The organism is Paenibacillus caseinilyticus, assembly GCF_027533645.1.
In the GTDB taxonomy this organism is placed as follows: domain Bacteria; phylum Bacillota; class Bacilli; order Paenibacillales; family NBRC-103111; genus Paenibacillus_G; species Paenibacillus_G caseinilyticus.
In genome coordinates this window covers 14,821-38,641 of the sequence record NZ_JAQAGY010000031.1, presented here as the reverse complement: position 1 = coordinate 38,641, position 23,821 = coordinate 14,821, and the positions used below count along the sequence as shown (strand labels likewise).

The window sequence follows — 23,821 nt, the reverse complement described above, 5'->3', positions numbered from 1 at the left end:
AAGGGAAGGTTGGATGGCTCGTGGCCAGAGACAACATTATCATTAAAGGCGCTAGGGCGCACAATCTGAAGAACATCGACGTCACGATCCCGCGCGACAAATTCGTCGTGCTGACGGGGCTCAGCGGTTCCGGCAAATCTTCGCTGGCGTTCGATACGATCTATGCCGAAGGGCAGCGCAGGTATGTCGAGTCCCTGTCCGCGTACGCGCGGCAGTTCCTCGGCCAGATGGACAAGCCGGACGTGGATTCGATAGAAGGGTTGTCTCCGGCCATCTCCATCGACCAGAAGACGACCAGCCGCAATCCCCGCTCCACGGTGGGTACGGTGACGGAGATCTATGACTATCTCCGGCTGCTGTTCGCGCGGATCGGCCGTCCCCACTGCCCGATCCACAAGATCGAGATTACCTCGCAGACGGTCGAACAGATGGTTGACCGCATCATGGAATACCCGGAGCGCACGAGGCTGCAGATCCTGGCGCCGCTGATCTCCGGACGCAAGGGCGAGCATTCCAAGCTGCTCGCCGATGTGCAGAAGCAGGGCTTCGTCCGGGTTCGCGTCAACGGCGAGCTCCGGGAGCTCTCGGAGAACATCGAGCTCGAGAAGAACAAGAAGCACAGCATCGAAGTAGTGGTCGACCGGATCGTCGTCAAGGATGACGTGCAGACCCGTCTGGCGGATTCCCTCGAGACGGCGCTGAAGCTGGCCGAAGGCCGCGTCATCGTCGATGTCATGGAGAAGGAAGAACTGCTCTTCAGCCAGAACCTGGCTTGTCCGGAATGCGGGTTCAGCATCGAGGAGCTTGCTCCACGGATGTTCTCGTTCAACTCCCCATTCGGGGCCTGTCCGGATTGCGACGGTCTCGGTCAGAAGATGATTGTCGATCCGGATCTGCTCGTCCCGAATCCGAAGCTCTCCATCGAGGATGGCGCTTTCGAGGCTTGGGCAGGCAGCACCTCCAACTACTACCCGCAGTTTCTAGCTGCGGTATGCGAGCACTTCAGCATTCCTAGAGATAAGCCGGTCGGGGAGCTGTCCAAGGAACAAATGCAGAAGCTGCTCTACGGTACCGGCGGCGAGAAGGTACGATTCCGTTACGAGAATGACTTCGGCCATAAGAAAGAAGCCATGGTCGCCTTCGAGGGCATCGTGCACAATCTCGAACGCCGCTATCGCGATACGTTCTCCGAAGGGATCCGCGAGCATATCGAGACGTACATGAGCGCCAAGCCTTGCGGCAAGTGCAAAGGGGAGCGGCTGAAGCCCGAGTCGCTGGCCGTCACGATTAACGAACGCAACGTGGCTCACGTGACGTCGCTTTCCATCGGAGAGGCCCAAGGGTGGTTCGATTCCTTGAACCTGACGGACCGCGAACAGCAGATCGCGCATCTGATTCTCAAGGAGATCCGCTCCCGTCTCGGGTTCCTCGTCAACGTCGGACTTGATTACCTGACCCTGCACCGCGCAGCGGGCACCTTATCCGGCGGCGAGGCGCAGCGGATTCGTCTGGCGACCCAGATCGGATCGTCGCTGATGGGCGTGCTGTACATCCTCGATGAGCCCAGCATCGGTCTGCATCAGCGGGACAATGACCGGCTGATCCAGACGCTGGAGCATATGCGGAATCTCGGCAACACGCTGATCGTCGTCGAGCATGACGAAGATACGATGATGGCGGCCGATTATATTATCGATATCGGACCCGGTGCCGGTATTCACGGCGGCATGGTTGTCGCTCAGGGCACGCCGAAGGAGATCATGGAAGACGCCAACTCCTTGACTGGACAGTATCTCAGCGGACGCAAGTTCATTCCGGTTGCTGCCGAACGTCGCAAACCAAGCGGCAAGTGGATCGAGATCCGCGGAGCGAAAGAGAACAACCTGCGGGGCGTCAATGTGAAGTTCCCGCTCGGCGTCTTCGCTTGTGTGACCGGGGTGTCCGGCTCCGGTAAGAGTACGCTGATCAACGAGATTCTCTATAAGAATCTGGCTAGGGAACTGAACGGGGCGAAGGTACGTCCGGGCGAGCATAAGGAGTTCCGCGGTCTGGAGCATCTTGATAAGGTCATCGATATCGACCAGTCGCCGATCGGCCGGACCCCGCGTTCCAACCCCGCTACGTATACGGGCGTATTCGACGACATTCGTGACGTCTATGCGACCACGAACGAAGCGAAGGTTCGCGGCTACAAGAAAGGCCGCTTCTCCTTCAACGTGAAGGGCGGCCGCTGCGAGGCTTGCCGGGGAGACGGGATCATCAAGATCGAGATGCACTTCCTGCCGGATGTCTATGTACCGTGCGAAGTGTGCAAGGGCAAACGGTACAACCGGGAGACGCTTGAGATTAAATATAAGGGCAAGAGTATTGCGGATGTGCTGGAGATGACGCTGGAGGATTCGTGCGAGTTCTTCAAGAACATACCGCGGATTCACCGTAAGCTCCAGACGCTGCTCGATGTGGGCTTAGGCTATATGAACCTGGGCCAGCCGGCTACTACGCTCTCGGGCGGTGAAGCGCAGCGGGTCAAGCTCGCGGCCGAGCTGTACCGCCGCAGCACGGGCAAGACGATCTATATTCTCGATGAGCCGACTACAGGGCTCCATATCGATGACATCGACCGCCTGCTCAAGGTGCTGCACCGGTTGGTCGAGAACGGAGAGACGGTGCTCGTCATTGAGCATAACCTCGATGTGATCAAGACAGCCGATTATGTGATCGACCTGGGACCCGAAGGCGGCAACCGGGGGGGAACCATCGTGGCCACCGGTACACCGGAGGACGTCGTGAAGGTAGAAGGTTCGTATACGGGCAAGTACCTCAAGCCTATCCTGGAGCGCGACCGGGCCCGCTCGGAAGACTACCGCCAGCGGCTGAAGGAAATGGAAGATGCGGTAGTGTAAGCTTATAACAGATGTATTTAAGCGCTGATAGAAAAGAAAGAAAGCTCTGTGAGTCGATTACCGACTCCAGAGCTTTTTTTGGGTATCAAGCAGGGCGGATAGGAGGGAGAGGCGGAGCGGGATGGCGGGGCGTGAGGGAAGGAGGGAGAGGATCTCTCTGTGTGCAGCGGAACGCCGAATAAAGGGGAGCGGGGCTTCCGGTTACGGCGGAGCGGGAGTCAGCGATTAGCGCTTGATCCCGTTCCAGAAGATGCGCCAGGCGAGGGTTAGCCGGTGTTCGGCTTCCTGCGGAGGATAGTAGAAGCGCTGAACGAAGCATCCGTCGATCAGGCAGTAATACGAGGCGAGGAGCTCGTCCGAAGGGGTGGGACGAATCTCTCCTAGGGCAGCTGCTTCTTGGAAGATGCCGCCGAGGGGGTTGGAGAGCAGGCGCTCCGAGGCGAGGAACCTAGCTTTGATTTCCTGTTCCAAGGTAGGGGGAGGGAACAAGGTCAGCCGTTTCAGGAAGAGGAGTTTCTCTTCACTTAGGTCTTCACCATGGCAGAAGAGAACGAGAATGCGGAAGAGCCTCTCCGAAGGCGGGGCAGATTCGAGCCGGTTCATCAACCGGCGTACGGCGTCCACCCGGTCCTGCAGCACCTCGTCGTAGAGATGAAGCAGCAAGCTTTCCTTACTTCGAAAGTGTGCATAGAAAGAAGGGGTCTTGATCCCTACTTCCTTGGCGATCTCGGACAAGGGGGTGCCCTCATAACCTTTATAAGCAAACTCGTGCAGGGCGGCAGCCTGGATTCGGTTGCGCGTCAAAGGGGCTACGGGTTTTCGTGCGGGATGTAGAGTCATAAGGCCAATCCTCGGGTTAGCGTCCGCTGTCTGCGAATATGCCGCCTCAGCTGCGTCATCAGGCGGGAGAGTCGCGGAAGTCGGTAGGAGCGCGGCCGGGAGGAAGGAAGGGCACATGGATGGTCGCTGGACGGAGAGAACCGGTGAGCAGACGGTACCGGGTACATGAAGCTACACACCTCCTAGTGATTACTTATTCTAAGTATATGTTATGTATAATCACATGTAAACCGCTATCCCTAGTAGAAAGCGTTAACTATTAGAATTTTTCTTCAATTATGTAATGATACATGACATAAATAATGTTGAAATAGAGGATTACCCGGCAAAAGGCATATTCTTCGATCTATGACACGTTGTGTCGAGGATAGAAGGTACAATAAATAGCAGCTGCAGTAAGGAAGCTAAAGCGCAAAGGAAAGGGATGGGATACATCATGTTACCTTTACAAGGAAAGATTGCTGTCGTGGCGGGGGCTACCCGCGGGGCGGGAAGAGCTATCGCCGTATCGCTCGGTGAAGCCGGTGCCGTAGTTTACTGTACCGGGCGGAGCGTAAGAGGGAAGCTGTCCCCCATCGGACGGCCGGAGACGATCGACGAGACGGCCGAGATGGTCACTGCCCGGGGAGGGCGAGGGATTGCCGTACGGGTAGACCATACCGTTGAGGAAGAAGTCCGGAGTTTGTTCGAGAGGATCCGGACGGAGCAGGAGGGGCGGCTTGATATTCTCGTGAACGATATCTGGGGCGGAGAGAGCCTGACGGTCTGGGGGAAGCCGTTCTGGGAAACCTCTTTGCAGGATGGCCTGCAGATACAGAAGCAGGCGGTACATGCGCACCTCATCACATCCTACTACGGCGCGCCCCTCATGGCGGCACGAGGGCAGGGACTCATCGTGGAGGTAACCGACGGGTTCGATTACCGGTATCGCGGCAATTTGTACTACTCGCTGGCCAAGATCTCGGCGATCCACCTGGCGGAAGCGATGGCGGCGGAACTCAAGGCCAGCGGTGTGACCGCCTTGTCCGTAACGCCGGGCTTCCTGCGCTCCGAACAGATGCTCGACCACTTTGGGGTGACGGAGGACAACTGGCGGGATGCGATCGCCCAGGAGCCTCATTACAGCGAGTCCGAAACGCCTTACCTGCTCGGGCAGGGGATTGCGGCATTGGCTGCAGATCCGAAGGTGGCCGCAAAGTCGGGGCATATTCTCACAAGCTGGGATTTGTCCGAGGAGTACGGGTATACGGATATCGACGGCCGCAGGCCGCACTGGGGCCGTTATGCGGCCAAGCATGGGTTCTATGATGATCCTGCAGGCGTGTAAGGCTTCTCGCTGCTAATAATTATGAAGAAAGCCGGCTGGCGGGTTATCCTGTGCAGCGGGCTTTTGGTTGTGAGCGAGGCTAAGCGTCATAAAGGGACGGGCAAATGGAGAAGGTAAAGGTGCACCCGAAACGAGAAGTTCTGCATGTTCCCGAATCCCTGTAACGTTTTGTTATATTTAACAGCGGATTGTGTTATACTTCGAAGGGTAGAAATTCAAGGGATAGGTCTGGTGCAGAGGCCTACATGGACAGGCGGTACCGAATAACAAGACGGAACAGGTCCAAAAGTTGACAAACTTGTTACACTTGGGGCGACCTGCTTGCACTATACTTCGTCTCAGGCTAAGATAAGAGTTAAGTATTTTGTACACTGAAGGAGGTCTCTCCATGTTTATGGCTGCTGAAGCAGGAGCGGCAACGGCCAGCTCGTTTACCGGGTTCGACCCGTTCGTGATCCTGTTCACGATTGTAATCGCCATCGGCGTGATTCGTTTGCTCGGCGCGAAGAAGAAGAATCCGTTTGCCATCGGCTTTGGGCTTGTGAGTTTGGCCGTATTCGGATTGATGACAGTAGTAATGGTGATGGGCTGGATGGGCCAGCTGTAGCCTCTACTGGTGAATAGGCATGTATTGATTTCTGACAAAAACCTCGGACCCCGGCCAAGCCCGGTTCGGGGTTTTTTTAGTTTATATGACACGTGCCGATCCGGGTTGGGCGCTTGTCAGCACAGGGCTGCAACAAGCAGATTCCCGCCTCCGTTATATAGAAGGAACGGAGCAAGGAGGGGAGTGGGAGGATGACAATAAGAAGACTTGGACTGCTTACGGGACTGACGGCTGCTGTCCTGCTGTTTCCTTCATTCGCAGGTGCCGGAGTGGTGCCGGCCACGGTGTTCACGATCATCGGGGATACAGAAGTGTATTCAACTGAAGGGGGCGGCGGCAGGCCGGTAGGCCGGATCGCCCCTTACCAGAGTGTGACGCTGGCACCGGATGGCCCGTTCAGTTGGGTTGACGAGCGCCCGGAGAACCCGTGGCTGAAGGTAACTACCTGGCTCGGCGACAAGTGGATCCGGGACGACGACCGGGTGCTCTACGGAGAGTTCAGAGAGCAGCGGCAGACGCTGACGCTCATGGGGAAGACGCGGCTGTTCGCACGTCCGGACTACGGCACAGAGACGGGCGAATCACTCGCACCCCAGAGGGTGGTGTCGACGGCGTCCATCGGCTACGCCCCTAAGCAGATCACTAATGCGATGAGTGCAGCGGCGCAGAGCGGAACCTGGTATCGGATTGACACCTCCTGGAGGGGGCCTGTATGGATTGCCAATCCGGCACTAATGGAAAACGTGCGGGCAGAGGCAGTGGATTACAACGTGTTGCTGACGGGGCAAGAGATGGCCTATCCTGCCCCCTACCCGGATGGGGAAGGGGAGAAGGTGGAGGCAGGTGCGGTCCAGGTTGTCGCGCGGTGGGAAGACCGGCGGGTTCCGTTCACCGCCTCTATCTGGTATCAAGTGAAGCTGCCGCAGGGAATGCGATGGATCCACCCTGAGCATGAAGCCCTGGAGAACTACAGGAAGGAGGAAGAAAGCGTACGGTTGAACACGAAAACCCGGTATTTTGATCAGCGCGTGTGGAATAAGGAGAGCCGTCTATGGCTGGAGCCGGGCACGTATACGGCAGTGGAAACGATAGGGGACTGGGCGCTGCTCGATACGTCGTTCGGGCGCAAATGGGTGAACCTGAAGCGGGCGCCGGCCGAAAGGCCGGAGGGCATCGTGGAAGTGAGGGAGAAGGTGAAGCTGACTTCTGCAACGCAGACGTACTTTTTTCCTGAGATAGAGGACGTCTGTCATCCGGCGGGCTCCTTTGCCCCTCAGGAAGCACAGGCCTTCGAACGGTGGATCTCTCCCGAAGGCAGGGTATGGTACCATATCGCCACCTATAGCGGGACAGAGTGGGTGCCGAGGGAGTAACAGGCTGCGGATCAAGGATCAATGTACAAAAAGAAGTGCCCCAAGAGGGGACACTTCTTCTTAAAATAGAGGGAGGTGTAAGCGAAAGTGACACCGAAGGAGGGCAACGTTCTCTCCTGCCTCTTCAACAATCAAACGCCTACCGGTATTACACCCACCACATCTCGCCGAGCGGCTCCTTGATCAGAACCTGCTGCAGGTTCTGCACCGCCTTGGTGAAGCCTTCCTCGACGGACATCAGGCCATCCTCGTGCTCGATGGACACGACATAGTCGTACCCGACCAGACGAAGGGCGGAGATGATATCGGCCCACACCTTCATGTCGTGGCCGTAGCCTACCGTGCGGAACTGCCAAGCGCGGTCGAGCATGTTGCTGTATGACTGCATGTCCGTCAGGCCATAGCGGTTGACGTTGATCGGATCGATCGACGTATCCTTGGCGTGGAAGTGATGGATCGCGCCAGCACGGCCGAGAATCTGGATGGCCTGCACCGGATCGATTCCCTGCCACCACATATGGCTCGGGTCTAGGTTGGCGCCGATGACTTCGCCGGCAGCTTCGCGCAGACGAAGGAGCGTGGCAGGCGTATGCACGGAGAAGCCGCCGTGGAGCTCGAGACCGAACTTCACGCTGCGGTCGGAGGCATATTTACCCGTTTCTGTCCAGTACGGAATGATTTTGTTAGCCCACTGCCAGTCCAGAATTTCTTGGAAATCCGGCGGCCATGGAGCGACCGGCCAGTTCGGATACTTGGCGTCATCGGAATCACCGGGGCAGCCGGAGAACGTGTTGACGACGGAGATTTCGAGCTTTTGGGCCAAGTCCACCGTTTTGATGATGGTATCGTGCGCTTCCTTCGCAATCGCCTTCTGCGGATGCAGCGGATTCGCGTGACAGCTCAGGGCGGAGATCGTCAGACCGCGGGATTCCACCGCGTGTTTGAATGCTTTCAGCTTGCCTTCGTCGGCGAGCAGGATATCCGGATCGCAGTGCGCATTGCCCGGATAGGCGCCTGTGCCGATCTCTACGGCCTGCAATCCTTGTGCCGCGATATAATCGAGTGCTTCTTCGAGGGGCTTTTGTTGGAATAATACGGTAAATACGCCTAACTTCATAAGGACACCTCCGAGGAATATGTATAAACTGGAATGAACGCGTGTACACTGCACAGCTCAATCAAAATTATACCATTCTCTGCCCCACTTCTCAAAGTGTGATTTTCCGACAAAACACGGCACCTTCCGGGGCGCGCCGTTGCCCAAGAAAAGGGGCCTAATCTCCTTTATCCTCGACAGTTTTCACGATACTTTGCAATGGGATTCCCTTATGATGGTTTTGTCTTTCCTAGGCTTTCCAAATTTTTTAGAGAGGGCGGATCGAATACATGAGAGAAGACACTCAAATCGTTGAAACAGCTATTGGCACCTGGCTGCGGTTTCCCGGCAGCTTCAAGAAGCATCAATGTCTCGTTGAGCTGTCCGATCAGCTTTCGCTCGACATCAATTTGAAGTCAGGTCTCGTGCATGTGCATCAAAAAGACGGGAACAACGTGTTTCAGCATGTGGGAGATTTGGCTCTATCCCCGGCAGGGGGGCAGCTGCAGCTTTCCTTCGTCTCCACTCAGCCTCAGGAGAGGCAGCCGGAGATGGCCGTAGCACAGCCGGATGCAAGCTGATTCACAAGTCTCTCGCACAAGCATGACAGGAAAGACCGGCCGCAGCGTCAACCGTCGCGGGCGGGCACGGAATTCGCCAACATTTGGAAAGTGGGGTTATTTTTGCGGTGAGGACGGCGAAGATGGATGCCGTTCAGCTGTCCCGCGGTTCGGTCCGGCAGGGACCGTTCCCGGAAGGGAGACCGCGTAAGCCGCAAAAAAAAGCAGCGTCCGGCTGACGGATCGCTGCTTCTTTTTATGTTCTCCCTCTTCGGGGCTTACCACGGCCAATCGAACAAGCCCCGGTAAATCTTCAGCACGACGGCTTCGTTCGGGCTGTAGACGACGATGGCCAGTGTCACGATCACTTGGGTCAAGGCACAGCGGGCATAGAAGTAAGTCCGCGATACCTTGCGCTTGTTGACCGTCGTACGCCCGAGCAGGTTCTCCAAGGCAATGACTATGCCATGGTACACCCCCCAGCACAGGTACAGCCAGGAGAAGCCGTGCCAGAGGCCGATGAGCACCATGATCAGCACGGACAAGCCGGCGGCCATCGCTTTGGTCGGCGTCTGCCGGGAGAAGAAGATGAAGATATGGTCGCGGAACCAGTCACCGAGCGTGGCGTGCCAATTGCGCCAGTATTGGGTCAGGGTCGGTGAAGAGAAGGGCTTCTTGAAATTCTCCGGAACGTTATAGCCCATCAGGCGCCCGAAGCCGACGGCAATATCCGAATAGCCGGAGAAATCGAAGAAGACCCAGGCATAGAAGACCACCATCAGGAAGAGCGACTCGTGGGTCTGCAGCTCGCCGGCAGACACCTCATTGAAGAGGGAACTGACCCAGGTGACGAGCACGACCCGCTTGAACATGCCGAGAATGATGCGTTTGATATTCTCCTCTGCTTGGGCGGCATCGACACGGTAAGGCTGCTTCGCATCCGCCATGAAATCGCGGAACTTCAGGATCGGGCCTGACGTGAAGGTCGGCAGGAAGAGAATATAATTGAAATAGTCGAGCACATGCGCCTTGGCGTCCTGCTTGAAGAAGTAGGCGAAATACAAGGCGTCGATCACTTTAAGCACATTATAGATGAGGCCGATCACGAGAGCCGCGTCGTACCAGGCGCCTGTGAAGATCTTCATGTCGAAGAGACGGAGCGAGGAGACGATACCCACATTAAGCGCAATCAGCGCGATGAACCAGACGAGACGGGCGCGGGTCACCGCACTCAGGAAACGGAACGCCAGGTAGTTCAGCGCCGTGTAGCCGAGATAGAAGAAGAACAGCTTGGAGCTGAACACGACCAGGAAGCAAAGGTTGAACGCGAGCAGCAGGAGGCGTTTGTTCCCCTGCCATCGGCGGGTCAGCGCCAGGACGATCACCATGCCGCAGATCGCCAGCACGGCGTTCATGTTGAGATAAAACATCGGGATTCCTCCAGAACATCCAGCGGACATGGCGTAGTGAAAGGCCGCGGCTCTGCCGGGCCTTCATAGGGCCTCCGTCCCTGCGGACGAAGGTTAGAAATCTTCGTAGATGAAGACCCCTTTGCCGGTGAAATAAACAATCACCAGGATGAGCATGGCGAGGTACACGATCACTTCGAAGACTTTGCGAGCGATGCGAGCCATGCATCCACCTCCTTCGTGAATACGGGTGCCCCTTCTTGGCGGCTCAGGTGCACGAGGTCATGGAACAGCTTCGGGTCATACCCCTGCAGCTTGTCAAGGACCGGTACGCCAGCGGCCTGCAGCCGGGCATTGACTTCCTTCTGGAGACCCGGCATGTAGCCGGGGAGCGCATACCCGCGGTTCCACGGCATCCAGACGACGCGCACCGGCAGGGACCGCTCCTTCGCATAGGCGAGGATCCAGTCGAGTGCAGCGAGGTTCTCGCGGTAGTCGGGCTCCGCCATCCAGCCGAACCGGGTGTTGTAGCTGTCCCAATTTTTGCGGAGCTCATCTTCCGATTCGCGGCCGAAATACAGCTCTTTGTCGATCCAGCGGGGCTGGTACGCGAGCAGTTTCGAGCGGTCGAGCTCGAGGGCTCCGGTATACAGCTGGCGGACGAACTCGGTGCCGGAGTCACGGAAGTAATCGCGGTAGGCGTATAAGTAAGGCTGATAAGGCTTCTTGAACCACTGGTAGGTCGGATCGGTCTCCAGGCTGTCGATCATCGTATGCACGTCGATGCCGATGACGAGCTGATCTTCCACCCGGAAGCGTTCCTGCTCCAGAATCCCCTTCAGATCCGTGAGCTTGCCATACGCAAGCCCCATCTCAATGAGAGGAGACTTCTTCGCCTCCGGCTCGATGTAGGCCCCGGTTACAGCCGAGTTGCCGTAGAAGACGGGGCCATGGGTCAGCCCTCCGTGATGGTAGAGCGTCTTGGTAAAATCGTTCTTATAAAACCGCCGCGACGAGACCATCGGGTCCCACTGGCTTACAGCGAGATCCGTCAGCACGAAAGCGGCCAGGAGCAGCAGCACGAAGCTGTTCTTGCGCAGATAAGCCATCATCGCTTAGGACAACCACACTTTATCGAAAAGTTGTCGGCCCGGAAAGAGGGCCGGTAATGCTTGTTACTCCCCACTGCCTTGGCGGCAGCGCAGCGGCCTTGACGGGATGCAGGGCTCCGGGCTCGCAGCTTAGAGGGATTTGGCCAGCCAGGCGTGATATTGTTCGCGGAAGGCGGCAGGCCACTGGGCCTCATCGAGTCCATACTGGGCAAGGAAGGCGAACGCCCAGCGCTCGATGCCGAAGCCGACACAGCCCGTCACGGCCGGACGCTTGCCGACCTTAATGTTGAACGCGTTGCCGAACGTATTGCTGTGGAAGTTGACGGACGAGCAGGCGATGGACTTGCCCACGCTCGGGATACTCAGCCGCAGCTCGTACTTCATCTCCTGGTTGCGCTGGAAGGAGGCCTTCACCTGGAAGTCGTTCGTGAAGAACGGGTCGTTGGCGATCTCGAGCATGCTGTCGACATTCCACTCCACCGCGAGCTCTTTGAGATACTCGATCGCCTGCAGGCGATGCTCCTTGACGAACTCCGGCTTGCCGACGAAGATGATCTCCCGCATCGAGAAGTCGAGCAGGCGGCCGAAGTCGGTGTGGTTGCGCGATTCGAAGCGGTGGCACTTCGAGATCGCCGTGACGATCAATCCATCGCTCTCCAGCGTCTCGTTCTGCAGCCCTTCGTAGCAGTGGTAGCACGTCGACGGATTCATCGTGAATTTCGGCAGCGGCATGTTGGCGTTCAGATCGAGCTCCATCTCTTCCTTCCAGCCGCCGGCTTCCCGGATCGATTGGGAGAATGCTTCGATAATATCGAGATCCTCGCGCAGATGCGTCAGGAAGTGGATGTGCTCCGGGAAGGAGGTGAAGTGGTTCGTCTTGTTGAGCGTCGTGCTGTGGATAACGGCGGGATACTGCTCCTCCGTCACCCCTGCGAAGCGGCCGGCAATCTTCGAGACGAAGCTGTAATCGAAGAAGCGCATGAGGCTCGAGAACGGCTCGCGGAAAATGAACAGGCCCGGCTCGAGCACTTTGATGATTTTGCGCTCGGCGAGCTCGGCCATGATGTCCCCTTCGTAAGGCGTGGAGACCTTGTGCTCGAAGAGGATGTTCTCCTTGAAGCCGAAGTCGCCTTGGGAGAAGCGTTCGATAAGCTTGCGCACCCGCTCCTCGATTCCTTCGTTGCCCTTGGCGGATTCGTGGATGATGTGTATGTTCCCGCCCTCCAGGCGGATGTCGGAGATCGTCTCGTCGATGAAGGCGGAGGCGTATTTGAGCTGTCCGTGCTGGCTGGAGGCGAGACCTTCCAGGGATACGACGCATTCCATGATGATGTTAAGCCCCCTTCTTGGTGTGGATGAACGTCGCGATTTCGCGTACCGTGTTCATCGGGTAGAGCATGAGGTCCTGGTTCGTTACGGCGATGCCGTAGGTTTTCTCGATATGCGCGATCAGGGCGGTGGCTCCGATGGAGTCGATGTAACCGTAATCGAAGAGATTTACGTCGGCCGTGAAATCGTCATCGTCTTCCTCGATTTCATAGCGGGCACGGATATGGGATTCGAGCTCTTGAAGCAGATCCTGCATGGGAAAGCCTCCTTGATATGAATATGTAGGAATTCGGGTTTCAAAACGGGAGCGGGACGGGGCCGGCGGAGGCGCCAGGCCGTCCGCAGGCATACCCGTCCGCTCGGGGGTGCTTATGCTCAAGATGAGGGAGAAGGAGCCGCGCTCCCTTGGGGGCGGATCGTTACGGCAGCCGCCTCCCCGAAGTGCGTGATCGTATATACGCTGCTCTCGTCATCGCGTTCGACACGCAGCTCCGGCCCTTCGAAGACGAGCTTCTCCGGGCTGTAGAGCTGAACCTGCTGCAGACCGGGGGCGCCGAAGCGCAGCACCCGGGTGCCGTTCCCGGCTTCGAGCACGTAAGGCACGTTGATTCGGAGCAGGTGGAACGCGTCTGCTCCGGTCTCCCCGGCCGCAGCCGTGCTCGCGGGAGAGAAGCGGACTTCCGCGCGGTCCGGCACGCCGAAGTACAGCTTGCCGCCGCGCGTATCGCGCACCTCCGCCGACGTCACGGCTTCGCGGCCGGCATAGGCCTGCCCGCGCTCCACGGCGAGCCCGAGCGTGCCGCGGTATTCGGCGGCCTGCGGCGGAACGGCGGCAGGATCCGCCTCCACATGGAAGCGGGGCTCGGTCTCCTGGCCGAGGAGCTTCTTGACGCGGTCCAGGAGCACCTCGCGCCAAGGCCGGTAGAGCCGCACCTCGGTGGTCATGGCATTCAGGAAGGAGCGCGCCATCTGCGTCTCTGTCATGAAGTTGTAGCTGTGCCGGTTGCGGAGTCCGTCCAAGTAGGTGACGAACTCGGTCAACTCGCCCGTACGCAGGGGGAAGTGGTACTCGATATGTTCGAAATAATCGATCGGCAGGTCGAGCGCCGCGTAAGCATCGAACAGGTCGGTCGTCGCATAGGCGCCTTTGCGCAGGACCGGAGCCGGGGTATAGAGCATCATCGGCTTGGTCAGCAGCGGTTCGCCCGACGCATCGCTCATCAGGAACGGCAGTCCCCAGCTGTATTCCGGCCCGAGCCGCGGATCGTGTTCGGCGTTCGAAGGCTTGAAACCGAAGTTGAACCAGATGCCGGCATCCCTCTCATTGTCCAGCGTCTGGGCCCGGTCCGGATTGTTGATCCGCCACGTATGCTGGTTCGTGCCCGTCATCTCCCAAGGGATGCCGAGAGCAGCGAATGCTTTGCGGTGCAACTCGATCTCCAGCCGTTCCTGATCGTCGCTCGTATAGTTGTGAACGTAAATATGCGGGTACAGCTCCAGCGCATGCTGCCGGCTGTACTCGACGAAGGCCTTGAGCTGCTCGGCATACGGGAATTCGGGGTTGTCGATTGTCTTCGGCATCCCGAATTCGAGCTGCCCTACGATAAGATCGTCAAGCCCGTCGCCGTTCAGATCGCCCCACAGCGGGACGGTATTATGCCCGCCTACGAGCTCCCGGCCGCCGACCTGGTTGGTGGTCGCCGCCTCGATGGCGCCGTCCTCCGTCCAAGCCGGCTGGCCTGTGCCGGGGTCGGGCTGCAGGTAGACCCGCAGGTCTCCTTCGAGGCCGCCGATCACGAGATCGAGCCGTCCATCCCCGTTCATGTCGTGCAGCGAGGGGGCGGCGAACGGCTGGCCGGTCTTGACCGCAGCTTCGCCGGGCCCGAAGCTGAGCGCGCCCGCCGCAGGCTGGCTGCCGCGGTACAGCGTCACGGCGCCTGCGCCATCCCCCACCACGAGGTCGGGGACGGCGTCGCCGGTGACGTCGCCCACGGCCGCCGCCAGCGGGGCGGCTCCGCGCACAGCCGCTCCGCCCGCGAGCAGCGCGGCGGGCGCGGTGAACGTGCCGCCGGCTTCGCCGTAGGCGGCCGCGAGCGTGCCGTCCGGCCGGCCGATCAGCAGATCCGGCCGGCCGTCGGCGTTCAGGTCGTACGCTGCGACGCTCGCGTACGAACCGGCCGCGAGCGTCTCTCCGCCGGCGAGCCGCAAGGGCGTGCGCGCCCCGAACCGGGGCGGCGCCGCGAGGCCTGCCGGCAGCTGCTGCCCGGCATAGGCCGCGTCATCCGCGCCGAGGTTCGGGTACGCGCTCAGCGTGCCGTCGGCCGAGCCGACGAGGAGGTCGGCCCGGCCGTCGCCGGTCACATCCGCCAGCGCGGGCGACGCGCGGTACGGCAGCTGGACCGGATCCCCGAGCGACGGGGATCCCGGGTACACCGCGCCGCGGATGGCGCCGTCCTCGCCTATCAGCCGCGTGCCGCTGGAGTAGAACGAGTTCGGCGTCTCGCCGGCGAAGGCGGGCTTGTCCTTCGTGCCCGTGTTGAGATGCACGACTACGCTCTCCTGCCAACGCTGCCAGGTGAATGCGGAGCGGACAAGCGAGAAGGACGGAATCTGGTTATATTTCTTCAGCAGCTCCGCCCACTGGATGCCTTCGCCGTCGCGGATCGCCTCCAGCGCTTCGAAGTGATTCTGGTGGGCCATGGCCGGGCGTCCGTACGGCCCGTACGTTTTCTCTACGCTGTAGCCGAGCTTCTCCTTGGAGACGAACGCGGCGTACTCGCTGCGCAGCAGGGCGCTGCCTGCTGCGAAGCTGAAGTTGAAGGAAGGCTCCGTCTTCAGCGCGAGTCGGTTGAAGTACTTGGCCCCCGGCGTCGGCTGCAGCGAAGCATTGCGCTCCGCCGCCAGCCGGTCGAAGCCCAGCTTGCCGTCCATGCCCGCCGCCAGGTCATAGCCTGTCGGATAATACCGGTTCGGCAGCAGGGTGCCGCAGAAGAAGACGGTGCCTTGGCCGTACCGGTTCAAGGTGAACAGGGAGGTGCCGTCCATCGACACTAGCGTTTGGGCCGTGCCGGGGATGATCCCCTGCCCCCAGGAGAAGCCGCTGAGCGTGCCGGCCGTATCGTGCCGCAGGTACGTCTCCGCGAAGAGATGGAGCAGCTGCTGAATGCCCTGCTCGTTCAAGCCTGCGGCAGGATACGCCAGAATGCCCGTATCCCCGCCGGGCGCCGAGAGGGCGGCGGCCTGCAGCTTCTCCTTTGGAGGTGCCTTGACGGGCGCAAGCGCCTTGGCGCCAAGCACCTCCAGCGGAAAGTCATCCGCGAATGCATTTTCAAGGAACAAATGTCCGCCTCCGGACGCATACGAAGTGAGCAGCCGAAGCTGCTCACCGGTCAATTTGCCGTCAAGGCCCGGGTCGAGAACAATGGCGTCGTAGCCCTGCAGCTGCCGGGTGCCCAGTCCGCCTAGACTGCGGCGCTCCAGCTTCAGGCCGGCTGCCGGCGATTGGCGCAGCTGGCTGTAAGCGGCCGTGTCGTAGCCGTCGCTGGAGGTGGCATACAGCATCCGGACCGAGAGTTCCTTCTCGGCGGTCCACAGCAGAGCGGTCAGACCCGCTGCCAGCAGGAACAGGGCAGCCGCCAGGGCTTTGCGGTATCGCAGTAGGCTCAATTTCATAATCTCCCATACCAGGCTGGGTTGAATTCCCTTGCCATTATAGCACGGATGGTCCTTTTTGGTGAAATGATGAACGCCTCGGCGGCGACCCGTTTGGCCCCAGAACCAGGATGATTCTTCAAACCGCAAGCCCGTCAGGGGCATGGCAGAATTCTGGTGATCGTCACGCTGGCGGCGATACGACTACTGGCTCGGGTGATGAACCGTCTTTGGTTCAAGCGGGTACAGTTGATTTTCGCATTTGTTAGGGCAAATAATCCCATTTTAGATGACTATAGTGTAAATTGGTAGGAGGGATCATAGATTACCATTATCATCTATCTCTGGAATCGTTGATAGAGCGTTTATCTTTGACAAGGAAGCAAAGGAAGGGAGGAGATGCAGGGACTGGTAGCTTAGAAATAGGGGTTTCATCCATTCTACGATTGGGAGGAATAGTGGTGTACAACAGAAAAAAAGTAATCGCAGCTTCCGTTTCGATGGTGCTGGCAGCTTCGCTATCCATCGGCGGCACGCTTGCCGCACCGGCATCCGCTTTGGCCGCAGCCGGGTCTTACAGCTCATCTTCGCTGGCAGCCGCCAACAGTTTGTCCGTGGCCGACATGCCTGCCGAGCTGAAGTCATCTATTGAATGGGTTTGGAATAATAGAATGGCGCCGGCTGGCGTGAAGTCTTTTAAGAACCTGATTTATGATCAAATTTTCGCAGGAAAAGGCACCCTTAATTATGTGGTTCAATGGCAATCTTCCAAGAAAATAACCCTTCAGCAGCGTAAAGATATGGCATCGATGCTTCAGCGTCAATTAAACAATTGGACCAAGCATCTTCAAGGGTACGATGGCTGGCCATATGGTGATATTCAAGTGAAAATCGTAGGCTGGGCCGTCTCGGATGCTTCGCAAATCGTAGACAAGCAATCGAACGAAATCGTGTATACGGATTATGTTATCGATGAATTAAGCGCGTCGAATCCGCGGATTCCCGCCAAATTGCCCGTAGCGCCAGATGCCCTGTCGCGATTCAAACACTATGGGGACCCCAATTATTCATATCCTGGCGGACTTAGCAAGAGATTTGATATGTATTTGTGGGGAACAACCAACTTTGAAGGCGGAGCCGGAGGAGATTGGGGACAACGCATGTCGGATGATTACATCTTAAGCGTCTTGAACTCCAATGAGTCTGTCATTGTGGAGCATGAAATGGGACACGGATTCGGCCTGCCGGACTTTTATGAAGACGCAGACCGACCACCGGGCGGGTTCCCTACGTCTACGATTATGTGGGCTGGGAATTCCCAGACCATATCCAATTGGGATATCTGGATGTTCCGCTACACGTGGAGCCAGTTGAAGAAAGATACGTCCCGGTTCCCTGCTGCTGGCTCCGACTCAACCAACGTGAATAACAAGGCGTTAAAGGCAAAGGTCACGTCCTCCTACTGCTCTCCTTGGGAAAACGTTAGTGCGTTAAACGACGGCTTCGATCCCGCCCATTCCAATGACAGAAGTCATGCGGTGTATGGCAACTGGCCTCAAACCGGTACCCAGTGGGTTCAATACGATTTTGATCAGAGCTTTACGATCTCTCAAACCGATGTGTATTGGTTCAAAGATAACCAGGGAATCGATGTTCCCAAGTCCTATAAAATTAAATATTGGGATGGGAAAACGTGGGTCGACGTTAAAAACGCCTCAGGCCTTGGAACCGGTACGAACAAGTATAATCCGACAACCTTTACTCCTGTACATACGAAGTCCATCCGAGTCGAGATGACTCCGAAGAGCTCTATGTCTACAGGAATCCTTGAGCTGAAAGTAAAGTAGTTCCTGCTAGAGGACATTTCATCTATGCGGCGCTTACGAGATTTGTATCCGGCGGCTGAAGTCTACATGGTCCCTTATCCAATTGCTGTCGGTCGCCCGCCGGAGCAGCGGGGACGGGGAGGAACTCATCCGGGGCCTCCATCCCCTCCGGCCGCTTAGTCCTTATGCCATTAATGGCTGTATTTCCATACCTCCGCTCGAAAGATGCCCGGGTGTTTCCCGAATACGACCTGTACCGCCGCCAGCTGGAACTTCGGTCCATGGTTTATGGGCACCGTTTCTGGTACACTATGAATAAATGGGTTCTATACTTTTCGGAGGTAATGAATATATCATGCATGACATTCGCAAAAGCGATATCGAGCTGCTGGCTCCTGCAGGGGATTGGGATTGTTTGCGGGCGGCCGTGGCGAACGGGGCGGACGCGGTCTTTTTTGGCGTAGAGAAGTTCAACGCCCGCGCCCGGGCTCACAATTTTCATACGGACGAGCTGCCGGATATTATGTCGTTCCTGCACCGCTATGGGGTGAAGGGTTTTTTGACGTTTAACATATTGGTTTTCGAAGATGAACTGAAGAGCGCGAAGGAGCTCATCGAAGCCTGTATCGACGCCGGCGTGGATGCGGTCATCGTACAGGACCTCGGTCTTGTAAAGCTGATCCGCGAATTGTCGCCGGACTTCCCGATCCACGGATCGACCCAGATGACGATCACCTCGCCGGAGGCGGTCGAGTTCACGAAGCCGTTCGACATCGAACGGGTCGTGCTCGGACGCGAGAACAACCTGAAGCAGATCAAGACGATCGGCGACCAGGCGAAGCTTCCTATGGAAGTCTTCGTGCACGGGGCGCTCTGCGTTTCTTATTCGGGCCAGTGCCTCACCTCGGAGATGTGGGGCGGCCGTTCGGCGAACCGCGGGGAGTGCGCGCAGGCATGCCGGCTGCCGTACGACCTGATGGTCGACGGAGAGCACAAGCCGATGGGCGACATCGCGTACCTCCTCTCGCCGAAGGACCTTGCGGCGCTGGAGCTCGTGCCGGAGCTCATCGAAGCGGGCGTGACCTCCTTCAAGATCGAGGGGCGGCTGAAGAGCCCGGAGTACGTCGCGAACGTGGTAAGCAAATACCGCAAGGCGATCGACCGGTACTTCGACGGCGAGAACCCGCGGCCGACGAAGGAAGAACTGCGCGAGCTCGAGCAGAGCTTCTCCCGCGGATTCACCCACGGCTTCCTGGAAGGCACGAACAACAAGCAGCTCGTGGAAGGGACTTACCCGAAGAGCCGCGGCGTGTACCTCGGACGCGTGAAGCAGATTCTGCGCGACGGCGTCGTCTGTGAGCTCGAAGCGCCCCTGAAGCGCGGCGACGGTATCGTCTTCGACGCGGGGGACCCGACGAAGAAAGAAGAAGGCGGCCGGGTGTACGACCTGCGCCGCAAAGGCGAGAAGTTCGAGGGCGAAGCCCCGGGCGGAGAGATCGAGATCATCCCGGGCCGCAATGACGTCAGCCTTCCGCGCCTGCATGTCGGCGACCGGATCTGGAAGACGAATGATCCGCATCTGGACAAGCGCCTGCGCCAGACCTTCGAGACGGACAAGCCGTACCGCACGTTCCCTGTGGATGTACGGGTAACGGGAGCCGCGGGCCAGCCGCTGAAGAGCGTATGGACGGACCGGCTGCTCGGGAACACGGTCACCGTAGAGTCCGAGCTGCCGCTGGCGGTAGCCGAGAAGCGTCCGATGACGGCGGAGCTGTTCGAGGAGCAGTTCGGCCGTCTCGGCGGCACGGTGCTGGAGCTCGGCAGCGTCGATGTCCAGCTGGCCGGCGATCTGATCGTGCCGATGCGCGAGCTCAATGCCATGCGCCGGGAAGCGGCGGAGCAGCTGGTGGTGCTTCGCGAGAAGCCGCCGGCTTATGTGAAGCGAGAGCTCGACGTGTACGATGACGCGCCGGCTGCTCCCGCGCGCAGCGCTGCGAAGGCTCGGATGACGGTCCTCTGCCGCTCGCTGGAGCAGGTGGTCGAAGCCTGCAAGTCGGATATTGATATGGTGTATGCCGACTTCGAATTCATCAAGCAGTTCCCTGCCGCGGTGGAAGCCGCCCATGCCGCCGGCAAGCGCATTGCGCTGGCCACGCCGCGGATCCACATGCCGGGAGAGACCGGGTATTTCAAGAACATTCTGAATCTCGGTCCGGATGCCGTGCTTGTGCGCAACACGGGGGCCGTGTACTGGTTCCTGCGTTATTTCGCGGAGCATCCGAACGAGAAGCGCCCGATGCTCATCGGCGATTTCTCGCTGAACGTCGCGAACCACAAGGCCGTCTCGCTGTTCAAGGAAGCGGGACTTGACCGGATCACGCCGTCCTACGATCTCAACATCCAGCAGATGGTGGATCTTCTGGGGCGCTCCGACACTTCGACAATAGAAGTGGTCATTCATCAGCATCTGCCAATGTTCCACACGGAACATTGCGTATACTGCACGTTCATGAGTCCGGGAACGAACTATACGAACTGCGGACGCCCCTGCGAGGAGCAGCGGGCTTCGCTGAGAGACCGCGTAGGCTTCTCCCATCCGGTGAGGGTGGACGAGGGCTGCCGCAACACGGTCTACAACGCCATCGACCAGTCGGGGGCGGAGTATCTCGGCAACTTCATGGAGCTCGGCGTGTCGACGTTCCGTGTCGAATTCCTGGAGGAATCCGCGGAGAAGGTACACGAGGTGCTCGGGCTCTACGGACGGGCGCTGCGCGGAGAGATCAGCGGCACCCAGGTATGGAAGACGCTCAAATCCACGAACCAGCTCGGCGTAACCCGCGGGCAGCTCGTCAAATAATACGGAACGCCGTTTCCGCAGGACGAAGGAGTCCCGGGGAAGCGGCGTTTTTATATTTCGTTATCCGGGCAGCGAATCTCTAAAGAAAATCTTAGGTGCTGGAGTCGTATTCCGAAGCCCTGATGCCATATTCAAATGTCCATGTTCCTTGTAAGATAAAGGAAGGCGGTATGTTCTACCGGATGCCTTACGGCCGGGTTCCCCGCCGCATCGCTTGGGAGTAAGAATATCGGGTCCCGAACGGAAGGAACGACGCAGGCTTGATCTTGCATCTGAGTGGAGGGACGGGACGAGGGATGAGAAAAGCATCGCAAAGCATGATGGTGTTCGGAGTCTACCTGCTGGTGCTTGGCACGGCACTTTTTTTGCTGCCCGGATGCTTGAGGGAACTGCTGGGCATCGAAGAGCTGCCGAAGGTATGGCTGCGGTTTATCGGTGAGCTGCTTGCCTTCCTCGGCGTGTATTACGTGCTCGCCGCACGGCGGGGATGGAGCGAATTTTTCAGGCTCTCGGTGTGGCTTCGGGGCTTGGTTTTCATATCGGTTACCGGGTTTGTATTGGGCCATGCCATGCCGGCCTTGTTTTTTTTCATAGCGCTGGTGGATCTTGCGGGAGCCGCTTGGACCCGGTGGGCGATCGCACGGGAGACGCAGGAGTAAGAAGAAGGAATAAGAGCAGAATGGACGGATCTGCACCGCATTGGCCTAACCGGCGAAGGCGGTGTTTTTTGATAGGTAGGAGCCGAGCAGTGAGTAGTAGAGAGGAAATGGGTATGGGGTGGGTAGCGACCGCCTTTAAAGTCATGGGACTACCGCTAGAAAATAAATCATGTCCACAGGAATTTAACAGCGGCTGGAACCCATACCCATTCCCTCACCGTGCACCAACGTATGGAGTGGCACGCAGAGATCTTAAAGGACGCCGACAGGCGTTTTTCTTATTTTGGCTTGGCAAAGTAAGCGTGCAGTGATTCATTGGATAGTTCGTCGTCACAATTTGGACACAAATTTTTAATCTGCTTTTCAGGTGCAGTTAAGGTTGGCTTAGGATTGCACTTGTATAGTGACTTTGGTTAAGGCGGGCCTAAGTTGGACATGGCTTGATAGTGAAGGAATTTGTGGGACGAATGGAGGTTTTGACCGTGCTTGAGGTCAAAGGAGTCAGCAAATTGTACGAGAACCAGAGAGGGGTCCGGAACATCGATTTTTCGATGAACCGAGGTGAGATTGTCGGGTTCCTCGGACCGAACGGGGCTGGCAAAACAACGACGATGCGGATGATCACCGGTTATTTGAATCCGACGCACGGCAGCATCACGATCGACGGGCTGTCGATGGCCGACCATCCGAAGAAGGCGCGGCAGAAGATCGGCTATCTGCCGGAGACGCCGCCGCTCTATCCGGAGATGACCGTATCCGCCTATCTTGGATTCATTGCGGATCTGAGAGACATTCCCGCGAGAGACCAGAAACGGCGGATCGGGGAAGTCGTCGAACGGCTCGGTCTGCAGGGACGGGAGCGGCAGATCATCCGAAGCCTCTCCAAGGGCTACAAGCAGCGGATCGGTCTGGCGCAGGCGATTCTGCACAATCCCGACCTGCTCGTGCTCGATGAGCCTACGTCGGGGCTTGATCCGAAGCAGATCATCGAGATCCGCCAGCTCATCCGCGAGCTTGGGGAGAACCATACGGTGCTGCTCTCCACGCACATCCTGCCGGAGATCAATACGCTGTGCAACCGGGTGCTCATCATTAACGGCGGGCAGATTGTGCTGGACGGCCAGCCGGATCAGCTTGCGAATTCCATGGGCGAGACCTTCGAAGTGTCGCTTGAAGTCCGCGGTCCCCGCGAAGCGGTGCTGGCGGAGCTGGCGTCGGTGCCGGGCGTGGGCAGCGTGCGGGAACTTGGCGCAGACCTGGCGCAGCCGGCTCTATCCGCACCGGCCGCCGAAGGGGCGGAGCTCTCCGCTGCGGAGCCTGGGGCTCAGCCCGCCGATGCAGCTGCTGCTGAAGCCGGCGTGCGGGTGCTGGTCACGGCGGCCGACCGCGAGGACATCCGCGAAGCGCTGTTCTACCGCATGGCGGAGAAGCGGTATCCGATTCTTGCCATGCGACGGGAGAGCCTCAGCCTGGAGGATATCTTCTTGAAGCTGACGACGAGCGAATCGCTGGAGACGGCTGCGGCAGCCGAAGCCGAAGGGGAGGTGGCACCGCATGCGTAGAATGCTGGCCATGACGAAGAAGGAGCTGCAGCATTATTTTTACTCGCCGATCGCCTATGCGGCGTTCGCGTTCTTTTTCCTGATTGCGGGGTACTTCTTCAGCGCGAATTTCCTGTACCAGCCGTATTATGTGGATGTGCGGCCGATCTTCGGCTCGACGACCTTCGTGTTCTTGTTCATCATCCCGCTGCTCACCATGCGGCTGGTTGCCGACGAGCTGCGCCAAGGCACCGATGAGCTCCTGCTGACTTCCCCGGTCTCCCTGACGGAGATTGTGCTCGGCAAATATTTGGCGGCTGTCGTCGTCCAGCTTCTGCTGGTGGTGGGCTGCCTCATCTATCCGCTGATTCTGAGCGCTTTCGGCGAACTGGACCAGCCGGTTCTGTGGATGTCTTATCTCGCCATGTTCCTGTTGGGCGCGGCGATGATGTCCGTGGGACTCTTCGCATCCTCACTGTCGTCGCACCAGATGGTATCGGGTATCATCGGCTTTGCGATCCTGCTCGTATTCTGGACGATCGAGTGGCTGGGCGATACCGTGGGAGGCAAGATCAAGGATTATCTGGGACTGTTCTCGATTGTGGGCCGCACGAGCGACCTGCAGAAGGGCGTGCTCGATTTCTCGGACGTCCTGTTCTATGTGACGCTGATCGCGGTGTTCCTGCTGCTGAGCATCCAAGTGCTCGAACGCAAACGCTGGAGATAAAGGG

At 58.4% G+C, this 23,821-nt stretch carries 17 protein-coding genes; 10 read left to right on the top strand and 7 right to left on the bottom strand.

The features are described from left to right. The first annotated feature begins 20 nt into the window (after window positions 1–20). A complete protein-coding gene (gene uvrA, locus O9H32_RS29540; RefSeq protein ID WP_269869700.1) occupies window positions 21–2,903 on the top strand; it encodes an excinuclease ABC subunit UvrA in 2,883 nt (960 codons plus the stop codon). Between the two features lie 225 nt (window positions 2,904–3,128). Here the strand turns inward: uvrA and O9H32_RS29535 are convergent, their stop codons facing one another. Beyond that, a complete protein-coding gene (locus tag O9H32_RS29535) occupies window positions 3,129–3,707 on the bottom strand; it encodes a TetR/AcrR family transcriptional regulator (RefSeq protein ID WP_269869699.1) in 579 nt (192 codons plus the stop codon). 472 nt (window positions 3,708–4,179) lie between these two features. Between O9H32_RS29535 and O9H32_RS29530 the strand changes: the two genes are divergently transcribed. From O9H32_RS29530 to O9H32_RS29520, 3 genes are all read left to right on the top strand, one after another. Beyond that, entirely contained in the window at window positions 4,180–5,070 is an 891-nt protein-coding gene (locus tag O9H32_RS29530) for an SDR family oxidoreductase (RefSeq protein ID WP_269869698.1), read from the top strand. Between the two features lie 388 nt (window positions 5,071–5,458). Then, entirely contained in the window at window positions 5,459–5,677 is a 219-nt protein-coding gene (locus tag O9H32_RS29525) for a DUF2759 family protein (protein WP_269869697.1), read from the top strand. A 191-nt stretch (window positions 5,678–5,868) separates the two neighbouring features. Beyond that, window positions 5,869–7,050 carry a hypothetical protein gene (locus O9H32_RS29520; RefSeq protein ID WP_269869696.1) on the top strand — a complete coding sequence of 394 codons (1,182 nt, stop codon included), beginning with the start codon at window positions 5,869–5,871 and terminating at the stop codon, window positions 7,048–7,050. A gap of 148 nt (window positions 7,051–7,198) precedes the next feature. Here O9H32_RS29520 and O9H32_RS29515 read toward each other — a convergent pair whose 3' ends face one another. Then, a complete protein-coding gene (locus tag O9H32_RS29515; protein WP_269869695.1) occupies window positions 7,199–8,167 on the bottom strand; it encodes a sugar phosphate isomerase/epimerase family protein in 969 nt (322 codons plus the stop codon). A 269-nt stretch (window positions 8,168–8,436) separates the two neighbouring features. Between O9H32_RS29515 and O9H32_RS29510 the strand changes: the two genes are divergently transcribed. Further along, on the top strand, window positions 8,437–8,727 hold the full coding sequence (locus tag O9H32_RS29510; protein ID WP_269869694.1) for a hypothetical protein: 291 nt from the start codon (window positions 8,437–8,439) through the stop codon (window positions 8,725–8,727). A gap of 257 nt (window positions 8,728–8,984) precedes the next feature. Here the strand turns inward: O9H32_RS29510 and O9H32_RS29505 are convergent, their stop codons facing one another. The 5 genes from O9H32_RS29505 to O9H32_RS29485 all read right to left on the bottom strand — a co-directional run bounded on the left by O9H32_RS29505 (window position 8,985) and on the right by O9H32_RS29485 (window position 16,222). Continuing rightward, window positions 8,985–10,136 (bottom strand): MBOAT family O-acyltransferase, encoded by a 1,152-nt coding sequence (locus O9H32_RS29505; protein WP_269869693.1) that lies wholly within the window; start codon window positions 10,134–10,136, stop codon window positions 8,985–8,987. Between the two features lie 170 nt (window positions 10,137–10,306). Then, window positions 10,307–11,227 (bottom strand): hypothetical protein, encoded by a 921-nt coding sequence (locus tag O9H32_RS29500; protein WP_269869692.1) that lies wholly within the window; start codon window positions 11,225–11,227, stop codon window positions 10,307–10,309. 129 nt (window positions 11,228–11,356) lie between these two features. Further along, entirely contained in the window at window positions 11,357–12,553 is a 1,197-nt protein-coding gene (locus tag O9H32_RS29495) for a class-II aminoacyl-tRNA synthetase family protein (protein ID WP_269869691.1), read from the bottom strand. A 7-nt stretch (window positions 12,554–12,560) separates the two neighbouring features. Then, entirely contained in the window at window positions 12,561–12,812 is a 252-nt protein-coding gene (locus tag O9H32_RS29490; protein WP_269869690.1) for an acyl carrier protein, read from the bottom strand. Between the two features lie 119 nt (window positions 12,813–12,931). Beyond that, window positions 12,932–16,222 (bottom strand): FG-GAP repeat domain-containing protein, encoded by a 3,291-nt coding sequence (locus O9H32_RS29485; protein ID WP_406627415.1) that lies wholly within the window; start codon window positions 16,220–16,222, stop codon window positions 12,932–12,934. 446 nt (window positions 16,223–16,668) lie between these two features. Between O9H32_RS29485 and O9H32_RS29480 the strand changes: the two genes are divergently transcribed. From O9H32_RS29480 to O9H32_RS29460, 5 genes are all read left to right on the top strand, one after another. Next, window positions 16,669–18,054 carry a discoidin domain-containing protein gene (locus O9H32_RS29480; RefSeq protein ID WP_269869688.1) on the top strand — a complete coding sequence of 462 codons (1,386 nt, stop codon included), beginning with the start codon at window positions 16,669–16,671 and terminating at the stop codon, window positions 18,052–18,054. Between the two features lie 334 nt (window positions 18,055–18,388). Then, entirely contained in the window at window positions 18,389–20,890 is a 2,502-nt protein-coding gene (locus O9H32_RS29475) for a U32 family peptidase (protein ID WP_269869687.1), read from the top strand. A gap of 296 nt (window positions 20,891–21,186) precedes the next feature. Next, the gene (locus O9H32_RS29470; RefSeq protein ID WP_269869686.1) at window positions 21,187–21,549 is read left to right on the top strand and encodes a hypothetical protein; all 363 of its coding nucleotides are present in this window, start codon (window positions 21,187–21,189) and stop codon (window positions 21,547–21,549) included. Window positions 21,550–22,031: 482 nt separating this feature from the next. Beyond that, window positions 22,032–23,111, top strand: a complete 1,080-nt coding sequence (locus O9H32_RS29465; protein WP_269869685.1) for an ABC transporter ATP-binding protein — start codon at window positions 22,032–22,034, stop codon at window positions 23,109–23,111. Beyond that, the gene (locus O9H32_RS29460; RefSeq protein WP_269869684.1) at window positions 23,104–23,817 is read left to right on the top strand and encodes an ABC transporter permease subunit; all 714 of its coding nucleotides are present in this window, start codon (window positions 23,104–23,106) and stop codon (window positions 23,815–23,817) included. Before O9H32_RS29465 ends, O9H32_RS29460 begins: the two co-directional genes overlap by 8 nt. Window positions 23,818–23,821: the final 4 nt, after the last annotated feature.

Bases quoted from the DNA above. Each gene is read 5' to 3' on its own strand.
- O9H32_RS29530 (WP_269869698.1), top strand. From the start codon at position 4,180: ATGTTACCTTTACAAGGAAAGATTGCTGTCGTGGCGGGGGCTACCCGC.
- O9H32_RS29525 (WP_269869697.1), top strand. From the start codon at position 5,459: ATGTTTATGGCTGCTGAAGCAGGAGCGGCAACGGCCAGCTCGTTTACC.
- O9H32_RS29520 (WP_269869696.1), top strand. From the start codon at position 5,869: ATGACAATAAGAAGACTTGGACTGCTTACGGGACTGACGGCTGCTGTC.
- O9H32_RS29515 (WP_269869695.1), bottom strand. From the start codon at position 8,167: ATGAAGTTAGGCGTATTTACCGTATTATTCCAACAAAAGCCCCTCGAA.
- O9H32_RS29510 (WP_269869694.1), top strand. From the start codon at position 8,437: ATGAGAGAAGACACTCAAATCGTTGAAACAGCTATTGGCACCTGGCTG.
- O9H32_RS29505 (WP_269869693.1), bottom strand. From the start codon at position 10,136: ATGTTTTATCTCAACATGAACGCCGTGCTGGCGATCTGCGGCATGGTG.
- O9H32_RS29500 (WP_269869692.1), bottom strand. From the start codon at position 11,227: ATGATGGCTTATCTGCGCAAGAACAGCTTCGTGCTGCTGCTCCTGGCC.
- O9H32_RS29495 (WP_269869691.1), bottom strand. From the start codon at position 12,553: ATGGAATGCGTCGTATCCCTGGAAGGTCTCGCCTCCAGCCAGCACGGA.
- O9H32_RS29490 (WP_269869690.1), bottom strand. From the start codon at position 12,812: ATGCAGGATCTGCTTCAAGAGCTCGAATCCCATATCCGTGCCCGCTAT.
- O9H32_RS29475 (WP_269869687.1), top strand. From the start codon at position 18,389: ATGCATGACATTCGCAAAAGCGATATCGAGCTGCTGGCTCCTGCAGGG.
- O9H32_RS29470 (WP_269869686.1), top strand. From the start codon at position 21,187: ATGAGAAAAGCATCGCAAAGCATGATGGTGTTCGGAGTCTACCTGCTG.
- O9H32_RS29460 (WP_269869684.1), top strand. From the start codon at position 23,104: ATGCGTAGAATGCTGGCCATGACGAAGAAGGAGCTGCAGCATTATTTT.